The sequence below is a fragment of the Microbacterium neimengense genome (genome assembly GCF_054782995.1).
This window is the reverse complement of the sequence record NZ_BAAGRK010000002.1, coordinates 94,312-114,364: the sequence shown is the minus strand read 5'-3', so window position 1 is coordinate 114,364 and position 20,053 is coordinate 94,312. Positions and strand designations below refer to the sequence as shown.

The window sequence follows — 20,053 nt, the reverse complement described above, 5'->3', positions numbered from 1 at the left end:
CCTAACCTCGCGACGCGGGTCTCACCGGGGTGTGACTCAGATCTTCTCGATCGGCGCGATCTTGATCAGCAGCTTCTTTGCTCCGGCACTGTCGAAGCGCACATGCGCGATGCGCTTGGCACCTTCGCCCGTGACCGCGTCGATACGCCCCTCACCGAAGTCCTCGTGCCGGATGCGGTCGCCCGCCGCGAGCTCGAGATCGCTGTTGTCGCGCACCTTCGCGGGGATCTTGTTCGCGAAGCGCTCGAGCGAGGTCGACTTGGGCAGCAGCGGCGGCGTGTCGTCGCGACGCGAGCCCCACCCTCCGGGCCGGCGGGCGTTGAGCGCGCGCGACTGCGAGCCGCCCCGCGAGTTGACGTCGCCCGGCGACTGGCGCCAGTCGATGAGCTCGGCGGGAATCTCTTGCAGGAAGCGGCTCGGCATCGCCACCGTGACCTCGCCGAACTGCGCGCGGGTCATCGCGAGGGTCAGGTGCAGGAGCTTGCGAGCCCGAGTGACGCCCACATAGAAGAGACGGCGCTCTTCGGCGGGACCGCCGGGCTCGTTGGCCGAGATGCGGTGCGGAATGAGGTCTTCTTCGACGCCCGTGAGGAAGACGGCGTCGAACTCGAGGCCCTTCGCGGTGTGCAGGGTCATGAGCGAAACGGAGCCCGATGCGTCGTCGAGGTCGTCCGCGTCGGCGACGAGCGCGACCTCGGTGAGGAAGTCGCTGATGGTGCCCTGCGGGTTGTTGCGGGCGAACTCTCGCGCCACGGCGACGAACTCGTCGAGGTTCTCGAGCCGCGCCTCGTCCTGCGGATCACGGCTGGCGCGCAGCGCGTCCGAGTAGCCGCTCTTGCTCAGCAGCAGCGACAGCGCCTCGGCGACCGCGGTAGGCGGCGCATCCTGCCCCTCCGGGAGCAGGAGCGCCGTCGCCTCGGTGAGCACCCGGTCGAGCTGCGTGATCGCTGCCTGGATCTTGGGCCCGACGCCCAGCGCCTCGGGCGAGGCGAGCGCCTCACGGAAGGTGATCTGGTTGTCTTCCGCGAAACGGGCGATGGCCGTCTCCGTGACGTCGCCGATGCCGCGACGCGGCTTGTTCAGGATGCGGCGCACCGCCATCTCGTCGGCGGGATTGGCGACGGCGATCAGGTAGGCCAGCGCGTCCTTGATCTCCGCGCGCTCGTAGAACTTCGTGCCGCCCATGATCTTGTAGGGCAGGGCGGAGCGGATGAAGATCTCCTCCAGCGCACGGGACTGCGAGTTGGTGCGGTAGAAGACGGCGATGTCGGAATAGGCGGTGCCGGCCCGGTGGATCTTCTCGATCTCGTCGGCGACGAACTGGGCCTCGTCGTGCTGCGAGTAGCCGGTGAACCCGACGATGAGCTCGCCCGCGCCCACATCCGTCCAGAGCTTCTTGTCCTGCCGGTCGAAGTTGTTGCGGATGACCGCGTTCGCCGCCGACAGGATGTTCTGGGTCGAGCGATAGTTCTGCTCGAGCAGGACGACCTTCGCACCGGGGAAGTCGCGCTCGAACTCGCTGATGTTGCGGATGTCGGCGCCGCGGAAGGCATAGATCGACTGGTCGGAGTCGCCGACGACGGTGAGGGATGCGGCCTCCACCTCGGGCGCCTTGTCGGGCTCGAAGATCATCATGCCGCCCGCGGAATACGACTCCCCCTCGCCCGAGACGGGACGGGTGAGCTCGCGGATGAGCGAGTACTGGGCGTGGTTGGTGTCCTGGTATTCGTCGACGAGGATGTGGCGGAATCGGCGACGGTAGGTGTCGGCCACCTGCGGGAAGGCGCGGAAGAGGAAGACCGTCTGGGCGATCAGGTCGTCGAAGTCGAACGCGTTGGCCCGGCGCAGCGCCCGCTGGTAGTCCCCGAAGACCTCCACGAACACCCGCTCGGCGGGGTCGCTCATGTTCGCCTGTCGCGCGTAGCCCTCCGCATCCTGCAGCTCGTTCTTGAGCTTGGAGATGCGGCTCTGGACGGCCGCGGGCGTGAGACCGAATGCGTCGGCCTCGTGCTCCTTCACGAGTCGCTTGATAAGTGCCCGCGAGTCGCCGGAGTCGTAGATCGTGAACGAGCTCGTGAATCCGAACTGCTGCGCCTCGCGGCGGAGGATGCGGACGCACGCGGAGTGGAAGGTCGAGATCCACATGCCGCGCGCGCTGTCGCCCACGAGCTGCTCGACGCGCTCGCGCATCTCGCCGGCGGCCTTGTTGGTGAAGGTGATCGCGAGAATCTGGCTCGGCCACGCCTCGCGCGAGCGCAGCAGCGAGGCGATCCGATGGGTCAGCACGCGGGTCTTGCCGGACCCGGCGCCGGCCACGATGAGCAGCGCCGGCCCGCGGTAGATGACGGCCTCCCGCTGGGGGCCGTTGAGGCCCGCGAGAAGGTCGGCGTCGGGACGTGCGGAATCGCCGGCGGGGCGAGCGCCGTCACCGCCGATGATGAGGGGCGTGGAGGCGTCGGTCATGTCTCCCCAAGTCTAGGCGCGACCGCCGACACCCGCCCGGGTCGGCGGTCGCGCCTGCTCCTTCGGCATTGGTCACCCGCGTCGGCGCCGCGACATCTGCACGGCCGATCGCGGGCGGGTCGCCACATCCGCCTCACAAGCTCACAGCAGCCCCACCGATCGTGCAGATGTCGCAGCGCGGAGGCGGCGCACGGGCCGAGCCGAGCCGCGCAAGCTCGTGACGCGGTGACGCACAGGGTCATCTTGCGACATGCACTGGCGCGGGTCGGAACCCCGGGTTAGCGTCGAGGCATCGCGGCGATCCGGGTGGTCCCGGGCTCCGGTTCATACCCGGAAGCGTTGCGGGTTCGACTCCCGCCGTCGCGTCCACTTCCCGCCCGGCACGGATGCGGCCCGCCGGCGCGTCAGCCCTGCCGCCCCTTGAAGCGCGGGTTCAGCTTGTTGATGACGAACACCTTGCCTCGACGGCGCACGACCTGGGCGCCGGGCTGGTTCTTCAGCGATTTGAGCGAGGCACGAACTTTCACAGCGACTCCTTATTGATAACGGTTCTCAACAACAGGGTATGCTGGGTGCTCCGCCCGAGCAACTGGAGAGGACCGGCATGGAATCGATCCCTGTCGCCATCACCGGGGTGTGCGCACCCGAACGCCACCTTTTCGCCGAACGCGCCGCCGCGAGTCTCGGCCGCCGTCTGATCTGGGCCTACGGCGGCCCGCGTCACACGACCTCGCACCGTCCGCAGGGATTCTGGGCGGGAGGCGGCGATCAACTCGCCCTCTTCGACTGCGCGACCGACCTCGATCCGCTGCACTTCAGCGGCGCGTTCGACACCCCGCCCGCGCTCGTGTGCGTCATCGACGCTCCGCACATGGTCCAGGACCTGCGCGACGGCTCTGCACTGCGCTCGGACGCCCCACCCGACGACGACCGCGGCGACCACGGCGCCCGCGCACGGCAGGCGGCGGCGTTCATCGAAAGCGCGCACGTCATCGCGTTCGTCAACTGGGAGGGCGTCGAGACGGCGCGGCTCGCGATGCTCATGGCGCTCGCCTCGCATCTGAATCCCCTGGCCCGCATCCGTCTCACTCGAGACCCGCACGAGGACGTCCGCGCGGCGCTCGCGACAGACACCTCGACCCCCGTCGGCGAGCGCGCCGGCTGGGTGCGGATCCTGAACGACGAACACGACCCGCACATGACGGATCGCCGCGTGACGACGTTCCGTTACGAGCAGCTCCGCCCCTTCCACCCCGAGCGCCTCGTGCGTGCCCTCGACGACGAGATCGACGCGCGCCGGTGGGGACTCGTGCTGCGCTCGGTCGGCTTCTGCCGCCTGGCGACCCGCCAGGGCATGCTCGCACGCTGGGAGCAGGTCGGCTCCGCCATGTGGCTCGATCCGCTCCACGCCCGCGACGCCTTCAGCTGCATCGGGCAGGAGATCGCCGTCACCGGGCTCGATCTGAACGCGGGGGCGGTCGCTCGGGCCCTCGATGACGCCGCCCTGACGGATGCGGAGATGGATGCCGGACCCGAGGCCTGGCAGCGGTTCGCCGACCCGCTGCCGGCCTGGCCCGTCGAAGCCTGATCAGAGCGCGCGCAGGATGTCCTCCACGCGCTGCTTCGCGTCGCCGAACAGCATCTGCGTGTTCTCCCGGAAGAACAGCGGGTTCTCGACACCTGCGTAGCCCGACGCCATCGACCGCTTGAAGACGACGACCTGGCGCGCCTCCCACGCCCGGATCACCGGCATCCCCGCGATGGGGCTGGAAGGGTCCTCGGCTGCGGACGGGTTCACGGTGTCGTTGGCGCCGATCACCAGCACGACCGAGGTCTGCGCCAGGTCGTCGTTGATCTCGTCCATCTCCAGCACGATGTCGTACGGCACCTTCGCCTCCGCGAGGAGGACGTTCATGTGCCCGGGCAGGCGGCCGGCGACGGGGTGGATACCGAAGCGCACCTCGACCTCCTTCGCCCGCAGCCGCTCGACGAGCTCGGCGACCGGGTACTGGGCCTGCGCGACGGCCATGCCGTAACCCGGCACGATCACGACGCTGTCGGCGTCGGCAAGCATCTCCGCCACCGCCTCCGCATCCGTCTCGCGATGCTCGCCGGCTTCGGCCGCCTGCCCGGATGCGGCCGGGGCACCGAAGCCGCCCGCAATGACGGCCAACAGCGAGCGGTTCATCGCCTTGCACATGAGGAACGAGAGGTACGCACCGGAAGCTCCCACGAGCGCACCGGTGATGATCAGCAGATCGTTGTCGAGGAGGAAGCCCGCGGCGGCCGCGGCCCAGCCGGAGTAGCTGTTGAGCATCGAGACAACCACGGGCATGTCGCCGCCGCCGATCGAGGCGACGAGGTGCCAGCCGAGCGCCAGGGCGAGGGCGGTCACCGCGATCAGCAGCGCGAGCGTCGGGGTGACGATGTACCAGACGGTGAGTGCGGCGAACACGAGCAGCGCGCCGAGGTTGAGCGCGTTTCGCCCGGGCAGCATGAGCGGCTTCGACGGCATCCGGCCCGAGAGCTTGAGGTACGCGACGAGCGACCCGGTGAAGGTCACCCCGCCGATGAACACCCCGACGAACACCTCGCCGTGGTGGATGTCGCGGAGCGCTCCGGTGAGCCCGCCGTCGTGCAGGTGCCCGTTCCAGCCCACGAGCACGGCCGCGAGCCCCACGAAGCTGTGCAGCAGAGCAATCAGCTCGGGCATGCCGGTCATCTCGACCGAGCGGGCCCGCCAGAGTCCGATCGCGGCTCCCACCGCGACCGCTGCCACCAGCAGCGGAAGGCCGAGAGCCGCGGCACCGGAGGCGAACGCGCCCGTGACGGTGACGACGACCGTCGCCACCAGGGCGATCGCCATGCCGGCGATGCCGGATGCGGCGCCGGCGCGCGCGGTCTCGTGACGACTCAGCCCCGCCAGGCTGAGGATGAAGAGGAGTGCGGCGACGAGGTAGGCGGCGCCCGCGACGGCGGCAGCGGTCATCGGTTCGTCCCCTTCGAGAACATCGCGAGCATGCGACGGGTGACGGCGAAGCCGCCGAAGACGTTGATACTGGCCAGCAGCACGGCGGCAGCGGCGAGCACCTGCACGACCGGCTCGGGGACCGTGAGCTGGGTGAGCGCGCCGACGACGATGATCCCCGAGATGGCGTTCGTCACGCTCATGAGCGGCGTGTGCAGCGCGTGATGCACCTTGCCGATCACGTAGTAGCCCACGACGATCGACAGCGCGAGCACGGTCATGTGCTGCGGCAGCGGCGCCGGCGCGAACGTCACGATCGCGAACAGGGCGAGCGCGGCGATCGCGAGCAGCAGGAGTTTGCGCCCGCGCCGCGGCGGCGGCGCTTCGGCGACGGATGCGGCGGCAGTCGGAGGTACCGAGGGCGCTGCGGACACGGCCACCGGCGGCGGCGGCCAGAGCACGTCGCCTTCCGCAGCGATCGTCACCGAACGCTGCACGACGTCGTCGAGATCGAGGACGAGAACGCCGTCCTTGCCGGGCGTGAGCAGGCGCAGCAGGTTGAGCACGTTCGTGCCGTAGAGCTGCGACGACTGTGCGGGCAGGCGCCCCGCCAGGTCGGTGTACCCGAGGATCACGACGCCGTTCTCGGTCACCACCCGCTGATCGGCGACCGAGCCCTCGACGTTGCCACCGTGCCCTGCCGCCATGTCGACGATCACGCTGCCGGGCCGCATCCTGGCCACGTCCGCGGCCGTGATGAGCCGCGGCGCGGCGCGCCCGGGGATCAGCGCCGTGGTGATGACGATGTCCACCTCGGCGGTCTGCGCGCTGTACAGCGCCGCCGCGGCGCGGTCGTACTCCTCGCTCGTCGCGCGCGCGTAGCCGTCGCTCGAGACGGTCTGGGCGGTCACCGTCACGGGAAGGTACTCGCCGCCGATGGAGCGCACCTGATCGGCGACCTCGGGGCGCGGGTCGGTCGCACGCACGATCGCGCCGAGACTGGATGCGGTGCCGATGGCAGCAAGGCCCGCGACGCCCGCCCCGGCGACGAGGACCTTGGCCGGCGGCACCTTGCCCGCGGCGGTCACCTGACCGGTGAAGAAACGACCGAACTCGTTCGCCGCCTCGACCACGGCCCGGTAGCCGGAGATGTTCGCCATGGAGCTGAGGACGTCCATCGACTGGGCCCGCGAGATGCGGGGGATCGCATCCATCGCGAGCGCCGTCACGCCCTGCGCCGCCAGCCGGTCGACCAGGTCGGGGTTCAGGGCGGGAGCGAGCTGGGTGATGAGCACCGCACCCGCACGCAGCCGGGCGATCTCGTCCTCGCTCGGCGCGTCCACACCGAGCACGATGTCGGCGCCCCAGGCGTCGGCCGCATCGCCGATCGCAGCCCCTGCGTCGCGGTAGGACGTGTCGGGGAACGACGCGCGCGAGCCGGCATCCGCTTCGACGACGACCTCGTAGCCGAGGGCGATCAGCTTGCCGACGGTTTGCGGCGTGGCGGCGACGCGGTTCTCACCGTCACCCTCCGAGACGATGCCGATGCGGGTCATGGGGAGACTCCTCGTGCGGGGCGGGGCGGTGGGGACGCGGCGTGCCGCTGCTCTCATCCGAGCATGCGGAGCGGGGTTCGCACCAGCATCACGACCGTGCGAAATCCGTCGCGATCATCGTGCGCGAGCCGACCTCGGCCGCAACAGCGCGACGAGCACGACCATCACGACGAGCTCGACGAGGGTCTGCGTCACAACGACCAACGGCGCGAGCGAGAGGGATGCGGGCAAGGCCAGCGCGAGCGGAAGGACCACGAGGGAGTTGCGCGTCACCCCGCTGAACACCGTCGCGATCCGTTCGGGGCGCCGCATCCGAGCGATCTTCGCCACGAGCAGCCCCAGGACGGCGGCGATGGCGGCGAACGCGACGAACAGGGGCACGAGGACCGCGAGGCCGGCGAGGCGCTCCCCCACGGCATGCACCTGCGAGCCCACGACGACCGCGAGCACGAGCATCATCAGCGGGACCATCGCGCCGAGCACTCCGGCCTCGAGGACGCGGACCGAGCGCAGACGGCGCGCGAGCAGCTGGGAGACGGCGGCGAGCGCGAGCGGCAGGACGATGAGCAGCCCGAACGCCTCGATGAACGGCCCCGGCTCGATCCCGCCGACCAGCTCGGGACCCGCCATGATCCAGAGATAGCCGGGCAGCAGCACGAGCTGGGCGAGCATGAGCAGAGGTGTCGCCGCGAGCAGGCGTTCCCGCGCCCCGCCGGCCAGGTGGGCGAACACGATCACGTAGTCCACGCACGGCGTCAGCAGCACGAGCAGCACGCCCGCGAGCAGAGCCGCATCGTGCGCCACGACGCGAGATAGGACGAAGACGACGATCGGTACGAGCACGAAGTTCAGGAGGAGCACCGCCGCCAGGAAGCGACCGTCGCGCAGCGCCTGCCCGATGCGCGCGAAGGGCACCGCGAGGAACGTGGCGTACAGCAGCGCGCCCAGTGCGGGTGTGATGGCCGCTTCGAGCACCGGCGCGCTCGCGGGCGCGGTCAGCCCGACGACGGTGCCGACCGCGATCGCCGCGAGATAGAGCGCGACCTGATGGCGTTCCGCCCACTCAGTCCACCCGCGCACGAGACCAGCCTGCCGCATGGCGGCGACGTCCTCGATCAGAGACCGAGCGGCGGGCCGCCGCCATGCTCAGTTTGTGCGGCGGCGCGAGCGCAAGGCGAGCGCAGCCGCCCCCAGCAGCGTGAGCGCGACGGCGGCACCGAGGCCGCCGTACGGCGCTTCGGTTCCGGTCGCCGCGAGCGTGCCCGCTGCCACGATGCGCACCGGAGCCCAGCCGATCAGAGTGCCGTCCGCCGCGTAGACGACAAGGCGGTGGTCGCCGAGCGGCGTGTCGGCGGGGATGCGCGCGCGGACGGCGCCCGCCGCATCCACCGTGCCCGCGGTGATCCGCTGCGGGGTGGAGTACAGCCACACCTCGACCGCGGCGCCCGCATGCCGGGCACCCACCGACACGGTCACCGTCGCGCCGCGCTCGACGCGCTCCGGGGCACTCACGCCGCCACGGTTGGCGGGCGAAAGCGCGTCACCGGGGAGAGGCGTGACGCCGACGCCCGGCGAGCCGCCACCCGTTCCCGGAAGACCCGGCTGCGTGCCCGGGCCACCCGGCTCGGTCCCCGGATTGCCCGGCTCGGTCGGGTCGAGGCCGCCCGGGAGCGAGCCCATGCGCAGCGCCTCGGCTGCGAATCCGTCGGCGAACCAGTACGCCGGCCGCATGCCGCCGAGAGAGAGGGATGCCGGGGCTGTCGCGAAACCCTCGTTGTTCAGATCCGGCATGCCCGCAGGGCGGGCCACGTGCGCCACCGACGGCGAAGCCGTCCCGTTGAGCGTGATCTGCGCTGCGGTGCCGCCACAGCCGTTGTCGCAGACGGCCCACAGCATGCCGAGCACGGTGTCATAGTCGAGCGCCATGACGCCCGGCAGGCCCGGGTCGAGCGTCGCCACGAGGCGGGCCTCACCCCCGGGCAGCAGCGCGAGCGCGTGCACGAGCCCGGTGTCCTCGACGGCGACGAAGAACAACCCGTCGCCGTGCCCGGGGTACAGCGCGGGATCATAGGCGACACCTGTCGTGCTGACGAGGGTGCCCGCGAGGTCATCGTCCGACACCCACTCCACGGCCTCGAGCCCGACGTTCGCGGCCACGGCGCCCAGGCCCGGGACCACGTCGTTGAGCTCCCACTGCGCACTCGCGACCACATCCGGCCCGGGCGCTGCGGGATCGACCTGCAGGATCGTGTTTCGGTTGACGCCCTTGGCCGCGTTGTCGCGCTCGGAAGCGAGGAAGACCCGTCCCGATCCGTCGACCGTGATGCCCTCGGCATCGGGGCCCGCCTTCTCGGGCGAGCCGGCATCCGCGATGAATCGTGCCCGCTTGCCCTGATCCCAGCCGGGCGCGAACGACGTGGTGCCGTCGGCCGCGATCGCGAGCTTCCAGAACGTGCCGGTGCCGTTGTCGACGGCCCAGAGGAACGCCCCGTCGGCAGTGTCCTGGACGTCGAGGCCGGAGCTGTCCTCGAGGAAGGTCGGGGCGGGATCCAGCACGCGGACCTCCGTGGAGCCGGGCCACGCTCCGACAGGAAGCGCACCGGGGCACAGGTTCGCCGCCCCCTTCGTGGGCTCGGATGTGGTGGCGAAGGCGCCCGTCGCATCGGGGCAGCGTCCCCAGGTGGTCGCGGCGTGCCCAGCTCCCCAGCTCGTCTCGTCGATGAGTGCGGCGCCGTCGAACAGGCGCACCCGGTCGCCGCCGCCCAGACCGAAGCCGAGCTGCTCGCGGTCGATCACGAGGTAGCCCCCCGCGGCGATCGAGCGTCCTGCAGGCAGCGCATACGCGTGGGCATCGTCGTCATCCTTCACGACGATCCCGCTCACGTCGAGCGGTGCATCGGTCGGGTTGACGAGCTCGATCCAGTCATCCGGCGCGCCGCCGTCCGACTCCACCTCGTTGATGCGCACCGGGTTGCCGCATGCGTTGGGCGCCCCCTTGGTCGAGGTCGAGACGTCGACGAAGTCCCCTGTGCCCTCGGGGCAACGCGCGAGCACACCGTCGGCGTGCGCGGTGTACACGTGCTCGTCGACCGTGAGCCCGGAGGCGTCCCGCAGCGTCACCGTGTCGCCGTTGCCGAGCCCGAAGACGAAGTCGCGGCCACCGTCGAAGACGAACCGTGCGCCTGCGGCCAGCACCGTGCCCGCCGGCAGCGGCGTCGCCTCGCCGGCGTGCCCGACCGGGTCGTTGTCCATGACACTCCAGCCCGAGATGTCGACCGGCGACGCCGCATGGTTGATGATCTCGACCCAGTCGGTCGCGTCGCCGTTCGACTCGATCTCGTTGATCGCCACATCCGGCATGACGCAGGAGTTGGCCGCGCCCGGAGTCGGGTGTGCGAGCACGAAGTCTGTGTCGCCGCCGGCGCAGCGGGCCAGGGTCGCATCCGCCTCCGAGCCGTTCAGCGCTGCGTGTCCCTGCCATGCCCCGGTGCGATCGACGAGTGACCCGGCGGGGTCGAACAGACGGATCTCGTCGGTGCTGCCGATCCCGATCGCTGTGCCGAAGGCCGCGGCAACCCCGCCGACCACACCGACGGTGTCCGCGTCCACCACGGCGAACTGTCCGGCCGCGATCACGGTTCCGGGTGCGAAACGCCAGCTGTGATCGTCGGAGTTGTCGCGCAGCTCATAGCCGGAGATGTCGAGGGCTCTTTCGCCCGCGTTGGCGAGTTCCACCCAGTCGGCCGGCGACGAGTCCACCTCGCTCAGCCGAACGGAGCCGGGGGTCACCGGTACCTCGACGTCGTTGGCGGCACCCTTGGTCGGCTGCGCCGTGACGCCCCACCCCGACGAGAGGACCCCGTATGTCGTGGGCGCATGGCTGCTCCACGCCCGTTCGTCGACGAGGGCTCCCGTCGCGTCGAACAGACGCACCGCGTCGTCCTTCCCGAGCCCGAAGTCGAACTGGCCGGCGCCGCCCTTGAGCTCGTCGATGACGAGGAATGCTCCGGGCGCCAGGCTCGTTCCCGTCGGGATCACCCAGACGTTCTCGTCCTTGTTGTCCTTGACGCTCCAGCCGTCGAGCTCGACGACCGTCGAACCGGCGTTGAAGAACTCGATCCAGTCGCCCGGCGTTCCGCCGTCGGACTCGACCTCGTTGATGCGGATGCCTGCTTCGGCGGCGACGGCGGCGGACGGCGCGGCGATCAGGACGGTCGCGGCGAGCGCGCCGACCGCGGCCGCGGCGAGGAGTGGGGACAGGCGGGACATGGCTCTCCTGGGGCAGGGTGCGGGTCACTCCAGGTCATCGAGAGCAGATGGCGCCAGAGCGCACGGTCGGCGACGAGCCGGTGAACACGGGGTGTCCACTTGCCCTGGCACGCGCGCAGCTCAGGCGACGCGCGTGCCCGGCGGCAGCGACCGAGCCGGCGTCCGTGTGCGGCGGTAGCCGCCCCAGAACAGCAAGCCCGCGACGACCAGCTGCACGCCGAGCCCCACGAACCAGCTGGGCGCGAGCCCCGCCGTCTGCTCCTGGGTGCTCGGGTAGGACATCTCCGGGTTCTCGCAGCCGTCGTTTCGCACCTCGGTCCGCGGCGGGATCTGCGCCAGCCGCACGCCCGAGGCGATCTGCCCGAAGAGGTCTTGCGGATACCCGTTGCGGTCGTAGACCGTCGGGGTCGCATCGGCGATCACGACGAACGGGTTGGCGGCGAGCGCCCACCACACCCGATCGAAGCGCGGCACCTCGGTCGTGTAGGTCTCCCACGGGCTGCACGAGACGACCCCGCCGCTCATGTCGTACTCCATGCCCCATCGGGACGAGGTCGTCACCTCGGTGCGCGTCGCGATGCCGCCGAGGCCGAACACGATGAGCGTGCCCACCACGAAGGCGGCCATGACCAGGTAGGTCGATGCGACCGAGAACAGGGGGCGAGCCAGCAACGCGCTGAGCCCCACGCCGATCGCGGCGAAGATGCCGATCTCCAGGATGAGCACGAGCAGCGAGACCACGAGCGAGACCGGTGCGACACCGCCGGCAACCGTCGCCGCGATCAGGAACGGGACGGCGACGGCCAGGAATGCGAGACCGGTGATCCAGGCGGCGAGGAGCTTCCCGAACACGATCTCGGCCGTGGTGGCCCGCGTCACCTGGACGGCCGCGAGGGTCGCCGATTCCCGGTCGCCGTTCACGGCGTTGCCCGCGACCGTCGGGGCGACCAGGAGCACCAGGAGCATGACCATGTAGACGATGACCGAGTAGATCGCACCTCCGGGTCCCTCGGTGCCCGACCACATCCCGAAGGCGAGGAAGGAGAGCACCGTCACGCCCAGCAGGATGACGGCGAAGACGCCGAGCAGCACGTACCAGGCCACCGACCGCACTCGCTGGGTCAGTTCCAGGACGGTGATCGTCCACAGTCTCGATGCGTTCATGCGCCCTCCTCCTCGGATGCGGAGCGAGCACTCGCCGGATCGGAGAGATCCATGAAGGCCTGCTCGAGACGACCGACGGCCGGGGCGAACTCGGTCACGGCGATGCCGGCATCCAGGATCGCCCGGAGCCCCAGGGCGGCGTCCTCCTCGCCGGCGAAGCCGAGGACGAACGCGTCCCGATCCCGGCCGACGTCCTGCGGTCGGCGACCGAGTGCCGCGGCGAAGGCGACGGGGGTCGGCGGCTCTCCCCAGACGCGCAGGCGCCAGGGGCGCACCGCCGCCGATGCGGTCGGAGCAGAGACGGACGTGCCGTCGCGGAGGAAGACGGCGTCGTCGACCAGTTCCTCGAGTTCGGCGAGCACGTGGCTGGAGACGAGGACGGTGCGCCCCGCAGCGGCGAAACCGCGCAGCAGCCGGCGCAAATCGATGCGCGCCTGCGGATCGAGTCCGGATGCCGGCTCGTCCAGGAGCAGCACCTGCGGGTCGTGCACCAGGGCGCGAGCGAGGCCGAGCCGCTGCTTCTGGCCCCGCGAGAGCACCCGAGCCGGGGCGCCCGCAAGCGGCCCGAGGCCGACATGGTCCAGGAGCGCGTCGGCGCGCGCGCCCGCATCCGTCTTGGTCATCCCGTAGAGGCGCCCGGTCATGACGAGCGTCTCCCGCGCTGTCAGCGCGCCCCACGCACCGAGGGCGTCCGGCATCCAGCCGAGGATGCTGCGCGCCGCGGCAGGATCCTCGACAGGATCGATGCCATGGATGCTGATCGCGCCGGAATCGGGACGCAACAGCGACGCGAGCATGAGCAGAAGCGTGGTCTTGCCGGCTCCGTTGGGCCCTACGAGCCCGGTCACGCGCCCCGGCTCGGCGACGAACGTCGCACCCCTCACCGCCTGCACGGAGCCGAACGAACGGGTGACGTCACTCGCGACGATGCCGGTCGAGGTCATGCTCCGACACTAGGCGGCGGGCGGTGCCGCACGCACGCGTGTCAGCGAAAGAAGGCGACTCCGAGATCGGCGTGATCGACGAAGACCCCGTCGAGCCCCGCCTGGCGAAGCAACTCCCACTCGCCCTCGTAGTCACCGAAACGCGCCGGTTCGCCGCCGACGCGGAACTGCCGCGACAGGAACCGGTTCTCCGGTCGGGCGGTCCAGGTGAACACCTGGAGGCCGCGCTGCTGCGCCTCGGCGACCACCGGCGCCGGACGCGTGATCCGCCCCAGGGCGTTGGGCACGAGAATCAACTTCTTGTCGAGGCTGACGCCGTCGAACCTGCCAACGAGCGCGTCGAGGCCTCGCGGCGAGACGATCTCGCGATACGTCGGTGCGTCCGCGCCGAGGGCGACGAGCAGGTCGACGGGTGAGCCCTCGGCTTCGATCAGGTGGATGTAGGTGCCGGGAACGCCGCGTTCTCGCAGCGTTGTGAGCACGGTGGGCTCGAAGGACTCGAAGGTCAGCGGGGCACCCGCATCCAGCCACCCCGCCTTCTTCAGATCCTGTTCGAGCAACGGGACCAGATCGAGCCCGATCGCTGCGAAGTAGGCGGCGTGCTTCACCTCGAGCACGAGACCGATCCGGCGGGGTGCGGCGGCGATGATCTCCAGCAGATCGACCAGCCGCAGGATCGGCTCGGTGTCGTCATGGGTGGCGCTCTGCGGCCGGATGAGGGGCAGCCGCTCCCGGCAGCGCAGGGTCGACAGCTCGGCCCAGGTGAAGTCCTCCGTGAACCATCCGGTCATCGTGTGCCCGGCGAACTGCTTCGTCCGTCTGAGGTGCGCGAACTCCGCCCGATCGGCGACGTCGGTCGTGTCGGAGATCTCGTTCTCGTGGCGGATCACGAGCACGCCGTCCCGCGTGGCGACCACATCCGGCTCCAGCGCGTCGACCCCCTGGGCGATGGCGAGTTCGTACGACGAACGCGTGTGCTCCGGCAGATAGCCGGGGGCACCGCGGTGACCGATCACGAGAGGAGGCATCGCGCCCAGGCTAACCGCATCCGGTCGGCGCATCCGCCGAGCGGCGTGCTCGTGACCGGCTCAAAGTTCACTCACAGCGATACCCTCCCCACCCGCGGAAACACTGGGATATCGTGGGGTCTGCGGCACCGTGCCGCCACCTGACTCTGGAGTGTGACCCTGCCGATGGCTTCGTCCAACCCCGCGTTCAACAATCCTGCATTCCAAGACCCCCGCGCCGTCAAGAGCTATCCCGGCGGCTCGAACGCGGCAGGCATCGGCCTCACGCCGCCGCCCGCGTCGACGGTGACGCCCGGTCAGCAGGCCGGCCTCGAGGGCGCATTCGCCGCTCCGCCGGCTGGGGCCGCCGACACCGGCCGCATGACGGTCGAGGACACCGTCCACAAGACTGCGGCGCTGTTCGCCGTGCTCCTGATCGGCGCCGTCGCCGGCTGGTTCGTCACTCTCGGCGGCACGCTGCTGCCGCGTGAGGCCACGACCCTCGTCGTCGCGCCGATGATCATCGGAGCCCTCGTCGGCTTCGTGCTCTCGCTCGTCGTGATCTTCGGTTCGCGCAAGAAAGTGCGCCCCGCGCTCATCTTCGCCTACGCCGCGTTCGAGGGCATCTTCGTCGGCGCCATCTCCGCGTTCTTCGAGGTGCAGTGGCCCGGCATCGTCATCCAGGCCACCCTCGCCACCGTGGCCGTCGTCGGTGTCACCCTCGCTCTCTTCGCGAGCGGCAAGATCCGCGCCTCCAAGCGCGCCACGAAGATCTTCCTCATCGCGATGGTCGGCTACCTGGTGTTCAGCCTGCTGAACGTCGTGCTGATGCTCTTCGGCGTCTTCCCCGCCGGCCAGATGTTCGGCCTGCGCAGCCAGCTCATCTTCGGCGTGCCGCTCGGCCTGATCCTGGGCGTGTTCGTCGTGATCCTCGCCGCGTACTCGCTGGTGCTCGACTTCGACTCGATCCAGCAGGGCGTGCGCAACGGCGCTCCCCGCCAGTTCGCCTGGATGGGCGGCTTCGGCATCATGGTGACGGTCGTCTGGCTGTACCTGGAGATCCTGCGCATGATCGCGATCCTCCGAGGCAACAACTAGCGCTTCCGCGCATCGAAGGGCCGCCCCTCGGGGCGGCCCTTCGTCGTTGAGGGCGGGGCTCCCCCGCCCTCCCGGCCCGGCCCGGCCTGGCCCGGCCCGGCCCGGCCCGGCCCGCCCCGGCCAGGGAACCTTCGCCTGTCACAGATCGCGTCTCCCGCATCGATCTATGACAGGGGAACGGGCGATCACCCGTAGCAGCCCGCGGAGGGCGCCGCGACCGGGGCCGATCAGCGCGGGGCGAGGATGTGGCGGACGAGGCTGGCGAGGGCGTCGCGGATGCGGGAGGGCGCGAAGTCGGCGGCGCGATCGAGTGCGATCCGCGCCGCGCGCCCGCGCGCCGCGGGATCGCGCAGTAACCGGATGACCGCATCCGCCAACGCGTCCTCATCGCCGTCCACAACGAGGACGCCACCGCCGGTGCCGAGCTGGTCACGGGGACCGTAGCGCACGTCGTACGAGACGACCGGAACACCGCGGCTCATGGCCTCGAGCGCCGCGAGCCCCTGCCCCTCGAACGCGGTCGTCTGCAGCATGAGCGCCGCGCCGTCGAAGAGCGCGGGCCCCGCCTCGCTGCGCCCCTCGAGCGAGACGGATGCGGCGAGCCCGCGCTCGTCGATCAGGCGCTGCAGATCGTCGCGCAGCGCACCGTCCCCCCAGATCTCGAGCCGCGCATCGGGCACGGCGGCGACCACGCGGCTCCACGCCCGGATCGCGTGATCGATGCGCTTGCCCGGTGCGAGGCGCCCGAGCATCACGACGCGGTGCGGGTCGGTCGGTGCCGCCTCGTCGACGGCGACGGGCGCAGCGTTCGGCAGCACGGTCGCCCCCGGATGCGGACCGAACCGGTCTTCGGCGTCGGCGCGCTGCTGCGCGGTTGGCCACAGGACCGCATCGAAACGGTCGGCGACGGCGAACCATCGGCGCCAGAGATCGTTGACCGGCGCGTCCGGCGCATAAGGCGCCGAGAGGTGCGTGGTGTGGATCGTGTGCACGATCCTCACGCCGCGCGGCGGGTCCTCAGCCAGCAGCTCGCCGAGCTGCCGCGACTCGCAGAAGAGGACGACCGGCTGCGCGAGAGCGGCGACGACGTGATCGAGCCACGCGCGGTACAGACCGCCGAAGCCGGGCAGGATGCGGTCGCCGCCGGGTGCGTGCACGACGACCGCGGCCTTCGTCAGGTGCCAGTCGGGGTCGCCGGGGATCACCGGCAGCGCGAGCAGAGGCCGGCCCACCGCATCCGGGATCTCGCGGTACGCGACACCCGGGGTGGCCTCACCCGGTGTCGCGGCGGCGATCAGCCAGCGGGGATCGGCCGCCGCGTCGTCGAAGAGGTTGCGGAACGCATCGACGGATGCGGCGGCGTCGGCGGCGACGAAGGCCGCGCGGTGTGCGGCGTGCTCACCCGGAGTGCCGGGGTCGACGCTGAGCAGGCGAACCCGGGCCCCCGCGTCGGCGAGCAGGCGCGCCCGTTGGAGCGTCGCGACCGTGTAGCCGCCGTCGAGTCCCGGGACGAGCCGCGAGGTGAGCACGAGCACCCTCACGTCCTCGAGCGTCTCCCGCTCGAGGGTGCGCCCGTCGATCGCGTCGCTCACGAGGCGATCACTTCTCTCCATACCTCGAGGGAGAGACCGCCCCCGAGCTCACTCCCACTCGATGGTCCCCGGGGGCTTCGACGTGACGTCGAGAACCACGCGGTTCACGTCGCGCACCTCGTTCGTGATCCGGTTGGAGATCTTCGACAGGACGTCGTACGGCAGACGGGTCCAGTCCGCCGTCATGGCGTCCTCACTGGAGACGGGGCGCAGCACGATGGGATGCCCGTACGTGCGTCCGTCGCCCTGCACACCGACCGAGCGCACATCCGCGAGCAGCACGACCGGGCACTGCCAGATCTCGCCGTCGAGGCCCGCCTTGGTCAGCTCCGCACGCGCGATGGCGTCGGCGTCCCGCAGAATCTCGAGGCGGTCAGCGGTGACCTCACCCACGATGCGGATGCCGAGGCCGGGGCCCGGAAAGGGCTGGCGTGCCACGATCGCCTCCGGAAGTCCGAGATCGCGACCGATCTGGCGCACCTCGTCCTTGAACAGGGTGCGCAGCGGCTCGATGAGCTCGAACTGCAGGTCTTCCGGCAGTCCGCCCACGTTGTGGTGGCTCTTGATGTTCGCCGTGCCCGCACCGCCGCCCGACTCCACGACGTCGGGGTAGAGCGTGCCCTGCACCAGGAAGCGGATCGGCTCACCGTCGGCGGCGGCCTCGGCGACGAGGTCCCGCTCCGCGGCCTCGAAGGCGCGGATGAACTCGCGTCCGATGATCTTCCGCTTCTGCTCGGGGTCGCTCACGCCCTCGAGGGCGGAGAGGAACTGCTCGCGCGCATCGATGGTGATCAGGCGCACGCCCGTCGAGGCGACGTAGTCGTTCTCGACCTGCTCCCGCTCGCCCTTACGCAGAAGTCCGTGGTCGACGAAGATCGCCGTGAGCTTGTCGCCCACGGCCTTGTGCACGAGCGCCGTGGACACGGCGGAGTCGACGCCGCCGGACAGCGCCGAGATCACGCGGCCCTCGCCGACCTGCGCGCGGATCTTCTCGACCTGCTCGGCGATGACATTGCCGCTGTTCCAGTCGGCCCCCAGGCCCGCGGCCTTGTGGAGGAAGTTCTCGAGCACCGTCTGGCCGTAGTCGGAGTGCTTGACCTCGGGGTGCCACTGCACGCCGTAGAAGCGGCGCGCGTCGTTCGCGAAGGCGGCGACCGGCGTCGCCGCGGTGCGCGCGAGCACGTCGAAGCCCTTGGGCGCACGGGAGACCTGGTCGCCGTGGCTCATCCACACGTTCTGCTCGGCCGGGGTGCCCTCGAGCAGTGTGCCCTCGGTCACGATCGTCGCGTCGGTGGCGCCGTACTCGCGCAGGCCCGTGTTCGCGACCTCGCCGCCGAGTGCCTGCGCCATGACCTGGAAGCCGTAGCAGATGCCGAGGGTGGGCACACCGAGGTCGAAGACCTCCGTGTCGAGCGCGGGCGCGCCGTCCTCGTACACCGACGACGGCCCACCGGAGAGGATGATGCCCACCGGGTTCTTCGCCGCGATATCGGCGGCGGATGCGGTGTGCGGCACGATCTCGCTGTAGACGCCGGCTTCGCGAACGCGGCGGGCGATCAACTGCGCGTACTGGGCGCCGAAGTCGACGACCAGGACGGGGCGCTGGGAGGTATCGGTCTGCTCGGTCAACGGCTGCTCTCTGTCGCGTCGGCGGATGCGGGATGAGCCTCGGCGGCTTCACGGACCGCGAGGTAGCGCTTGACGTCACGGGCGACGATCGCCTCCATGACGAAGGAGAGGAAGGGCACGACACCGCCCGCGGCGAGCAGCAGCAGACGCCAGAGCGGCCACCGCATGAGGCTCCACACGCGGAAGCAGGCGATGAGGTAGACGACGTAGAACCAGCCGTGCACGATGAGGATGCCCAGCGACAGATTGACGCCGTCGCCGGTGGAGATCAGGTCGCCCTCGGGGCCCGGCACGACCGGCGCGAACCAGAGGAATCCACCCGATCCGCCGAGGAACAGCTCGACCGCGAGCGACGGCGTGTACTTCAGGATCATCTCGGCGACCAGCAGCAGCAGGCCGACACCGGTGATCACGGAGCAGATCTGGTAGAACCGCAGCGCCTTGCGGATCGCCGGGAAGGTGGCGAGTTTCGGGGCGGGCATGGACCCCAGTCTAGTCGTGCGGCAGGGGCGCCGCCCGGCGGGCGGGAGCTCAGGCGTCGACGGTCTGGGCGTCAGCGAGCTCTTCGAGCTCCTTCTCCCACGCATCCTTCGCGAGGCGGTACCAGAGGTAGAACGCGAAGCCGGCGAAGATCACCCATTCGGCGGCGTAGAAGATGTTGAGCCAGTTGACCGAGGATCCCGCATCCGGCGCGGGCGAATCGATGTCGGTCAGGCCGCCCATCGGGTCGTCCGCCACGACGAACTGACGGTAGACGTCGGCGTCGCCGATGTCCTGCCACCGGCTCAGCAGCGCGGCGGGCGACATCCGCGTGATCTCCCACGGATCGCTCTTGGGCGGCGGCACGGGACCTTCATCGGCGACGATGCGTCCGGTGAGGGTCACGGCCTCGTTCGGGTCGGTGCTCCCCGCCAGCGCATCGGCGGCCGCATCCGCGTCGTCCCTCGAGGCCGCCCAGCCCACGGCCACCGCGAGCGACGCATCCGGGTCGACCGCGCGCAGGTGGGCGGTGACCCAGTACCCCTCGACTCCGCCGTTGTACCGCGAGGCGACGACGATGAAGTCGCTGGGCACGAGCGTGCCGCTAACCTCGACGCGCTGACCGATGAGCGGATCGGTCAGATACTCCCCCGGAACCGCGACGTCCGCGATCGGCATGACCTGCTCGGTCGCGCCCTCTTCCCGCGGAGCCGTGTCGATCGCCCGCGCGAGCTGCCACTGGCCGAGCCACGCGAACACCGCCGCGACGGCCAGGCACAGCAAGAGCATCGCGATCCACCGGCCGCGCAGCATGACCTCGCGCAGGGTCGGGGGGAAGACCTCGGGAAGGTCGTCGGATGCGGGGGAAGTCACGAGGGAACGG

The 20,053-nt window shown here is 70.6% G+C and carries 15 protein-coding genes and 1 tRNA gene; 3 read left to right on the top strand and 13 right to left on the bottom strand.

The genetic code is table 11. From position 1 onward, the window contains the following. Window positions 1–36 precede the first annotated feature (36 nt). A complete protein-coding gene (locus tag ACYVJS_RS01990) occupies window positions 37–2,463 on the bottom strand; it encodes an ATP-dependent helicase (RefSeq protein WP_460737272.1) in 2,427 nt (808 codons plus the stop codon). Between the two features lie 293 nt (window positions 2,464–2,756). Between ACYVJS_RS01990 and ACYVJS_RS01985 the strand changes: the two genes are divergently transcribed. Next, window positions 2,757–2,832 (top strand) — tRNA-Met (locus ACYVJS_RS01985). Window positions 2,833–2,867: 35 nt separating this feature from the next. Here the strand turns inward: ACYVJS_RS01985 and ykgO are convergent. Beyond that, a complete protein-coding gene (gene ykgO, locus ACYVJS_RS01980; protein WP_137416250.1) occupies window positions 2,868–2,990 on the bottom strand; it encodes a type B 50S ribosomal protein L36 in 123 nt (40 codons plus the stop codon). A gap of 77 nt (window positions 2,991–3,067) precedes the next feature. Here ykgO and ACYVJS_RS01975 point away from each other — a divergent pair, with 77 nt between their 5' ends. Continuing rightward, a complete protein-coding gene (locus tag ACYVJS_RS01975) occupies window positions 3,068–4,051 on the top strand; it encodes a GTP-binding protein (RefSeq protein WP_460737269.1) in 984 nt (327 codons plus the stop codon). On the opposite strand, the gene pntB is transcribed toward ACYVJS_RS01975, so the two are convergent. The 7 genes from pntB to ACYVJS_RS01940 form a co-directional block, all read right to left on the bottom strand. After that, entirely contained in the window at window positions 4,052–5,452 is a 1,401-nt protein-coding gene (pntB, locus tag ACYVJS_RS01970) for a Re/Si-specific NAD(P)(+) transhydrogenase subunit beta (protein ID WP_460737267.1), read from the bottom strand. It abuts the gene before it with no gap. After that, entirely contained in the window at window positions 5,449–6,987 is a 1,539-nt protein-coding gene (locus tag ACYVJS_RS01965) for a Re/Si-specific NAD(P)(+) transhydrogenase subunit alpha (protein ID WP_460737265.1), read from the bottom strand. Before ACYVJS_RS01965 ends, pntB begins: the two co-directional genes overlap by 4 nt. A gap of 114 nt (window positions 6,988–7,101) precedes the next feature. Beyond that, on the bottom strand, window positions 7,102–8,067 hold the full coding sequence (locus ACYVJS_RS01960; RefSeq protein WP_460737263.1) for an arsenic resistance protein: 966 nt from the start codon (window positions 8,065–8,067) through the stop codon (window positions 7,102–7,104). Window positions 8,068–8,133: 66 nt separating this feature from the next. Next, on the bottom strand, window positions 8,134–11,256 hold the full coding sequence (locus ACYVJS_RS01955) for a lamin tail domain-containing protein (protein WP_460737261.1): 3,123 nt from the start codon (window positions 11,254–11,256) through the stop codon (window positions 8,134–8,136). A 120-nt stretch (window positions 11,257–11,376) separates the two neighbouring features. Beyond that, window positions 11,377–12,420, bottom strand: coding sequence for an ABC transporter permease (locus tag ACYVJS_RS01950; RefSeq protein WP_460737259.1), 1,044 nt, complete (start codon window positions 12,418–12,420; stop codon window positions 11,377–11,379). Then, window positions 12,417–13,364: an ABC transporter ATP-binding protein gene (locus ACYVJS_RS01945; protein ID WP_460737257.1), complete on the bottom strand. Its 948-nt coding sequence runs from the start codon at window positions 13,362–13,364 to the stop codon at window positions 12,417–12,419. Before ACYVJS_RS01945 ends, ACYVJS_RS01950 begins: the two co-directional genes overlap by 4 nt. Window positions 13,365–13,405: 41 nt before the next feature. Further along, window positions 13,406–14,392: a glycerophosphodiester phosphodiesterase family protein gene (locus tag ACYVJS_RS01940; protein ID WP_460737255.1), complete on the bottom strand. Its 987-nt coding sequence runs from the start codon at window positions 14,390–14,392 to the stop codon at window positions 13,406–13,408. A gap of 165 nt (window positions 14,393–14,557) precedes the next feature. On the opposite strand from ACYVJS_RS01940, the gene ACYVJS_RS01935 reads away from it, so the two are divergent. Next, window positions 14,558–15,469 carry a Bax inhibitor-1/YccA family protein gene (locus ACYVJS_RS01935; protein WP_137416242.1) on the top strand — a complete coding sequence of 304 codons (912 nt, stop codon included), beginning with the start codon at window positions 14,558–14,560 and terminating at the stop codon, window positions 15,467–15,469. A 227-nt stretch (window positions 15,470–15,696) separates the two neighbouring features. Here the strand turns inward: ACYVJS_RS01935 and ACYVJS_RS01930 are convergent, their stop codons facing one another. From ACYVJS_RS01930 to ACYVJS_RS01915, 4 genes are read right to left on the bottom strand one after another with little or no spacing between them, the layout of a single operon-like run. Next, window positions 15,697–17,061 (bottom strand): glycosyltransferase, encoded by a 1,365-nt coding sequence (locus ACYVJS_RS01930; RefSeq protein WP_460737252.1) that lies wholly within the window; start codon window positions 17,059–17,061, stop codon window positions 15,697–15,699. A gap of 48 nt (window positions 17,062–17,109) precedes the next feature. After that, window positions 17,110–18,690 carry a glutamine-hydrolyzing GMP synthase gene (gene guaA, locus ACYVJS_RS01925; RefSeq protein ID WP_460737250.1) on the bottom strand — a complete coding sequence of 527 codons (1,581 nt, stop codon included), beginning with the start codon at window positions 18,688–18,690 and terminating at the stop codon, window positions 17,110–17,112. After that, a complete protein-coding gene (locus ACYVJS_RS01920; protein ID WP_460737248.1) occupies window positions 18,687–19,172 on the bottom strand; it encodes a DUF3817 domain-containing protein in 486 nt (161 codons plus the stop codon). Before ACYVJS_RS01920 ends, guaA begins: the two co-directional genes overlap by 4 nt. Before the next feature lie 49 nt (window positions 19,173–19,221). Continuing rightward, window positions 19,222–20,043: an SURF1 family protein gene (locus tag ACYVJS_RS01915; RefSeq protein ID WP_460737246.1), complete on the bottom strand. Its 822-nt coding sequence runs from the start codon at window positions 20,041–20,043 to the stop codon at window positions 19,222–19,224. Between the last annotated feature and the right edge of the window lie 10 nt (window positions 20,044–20,053).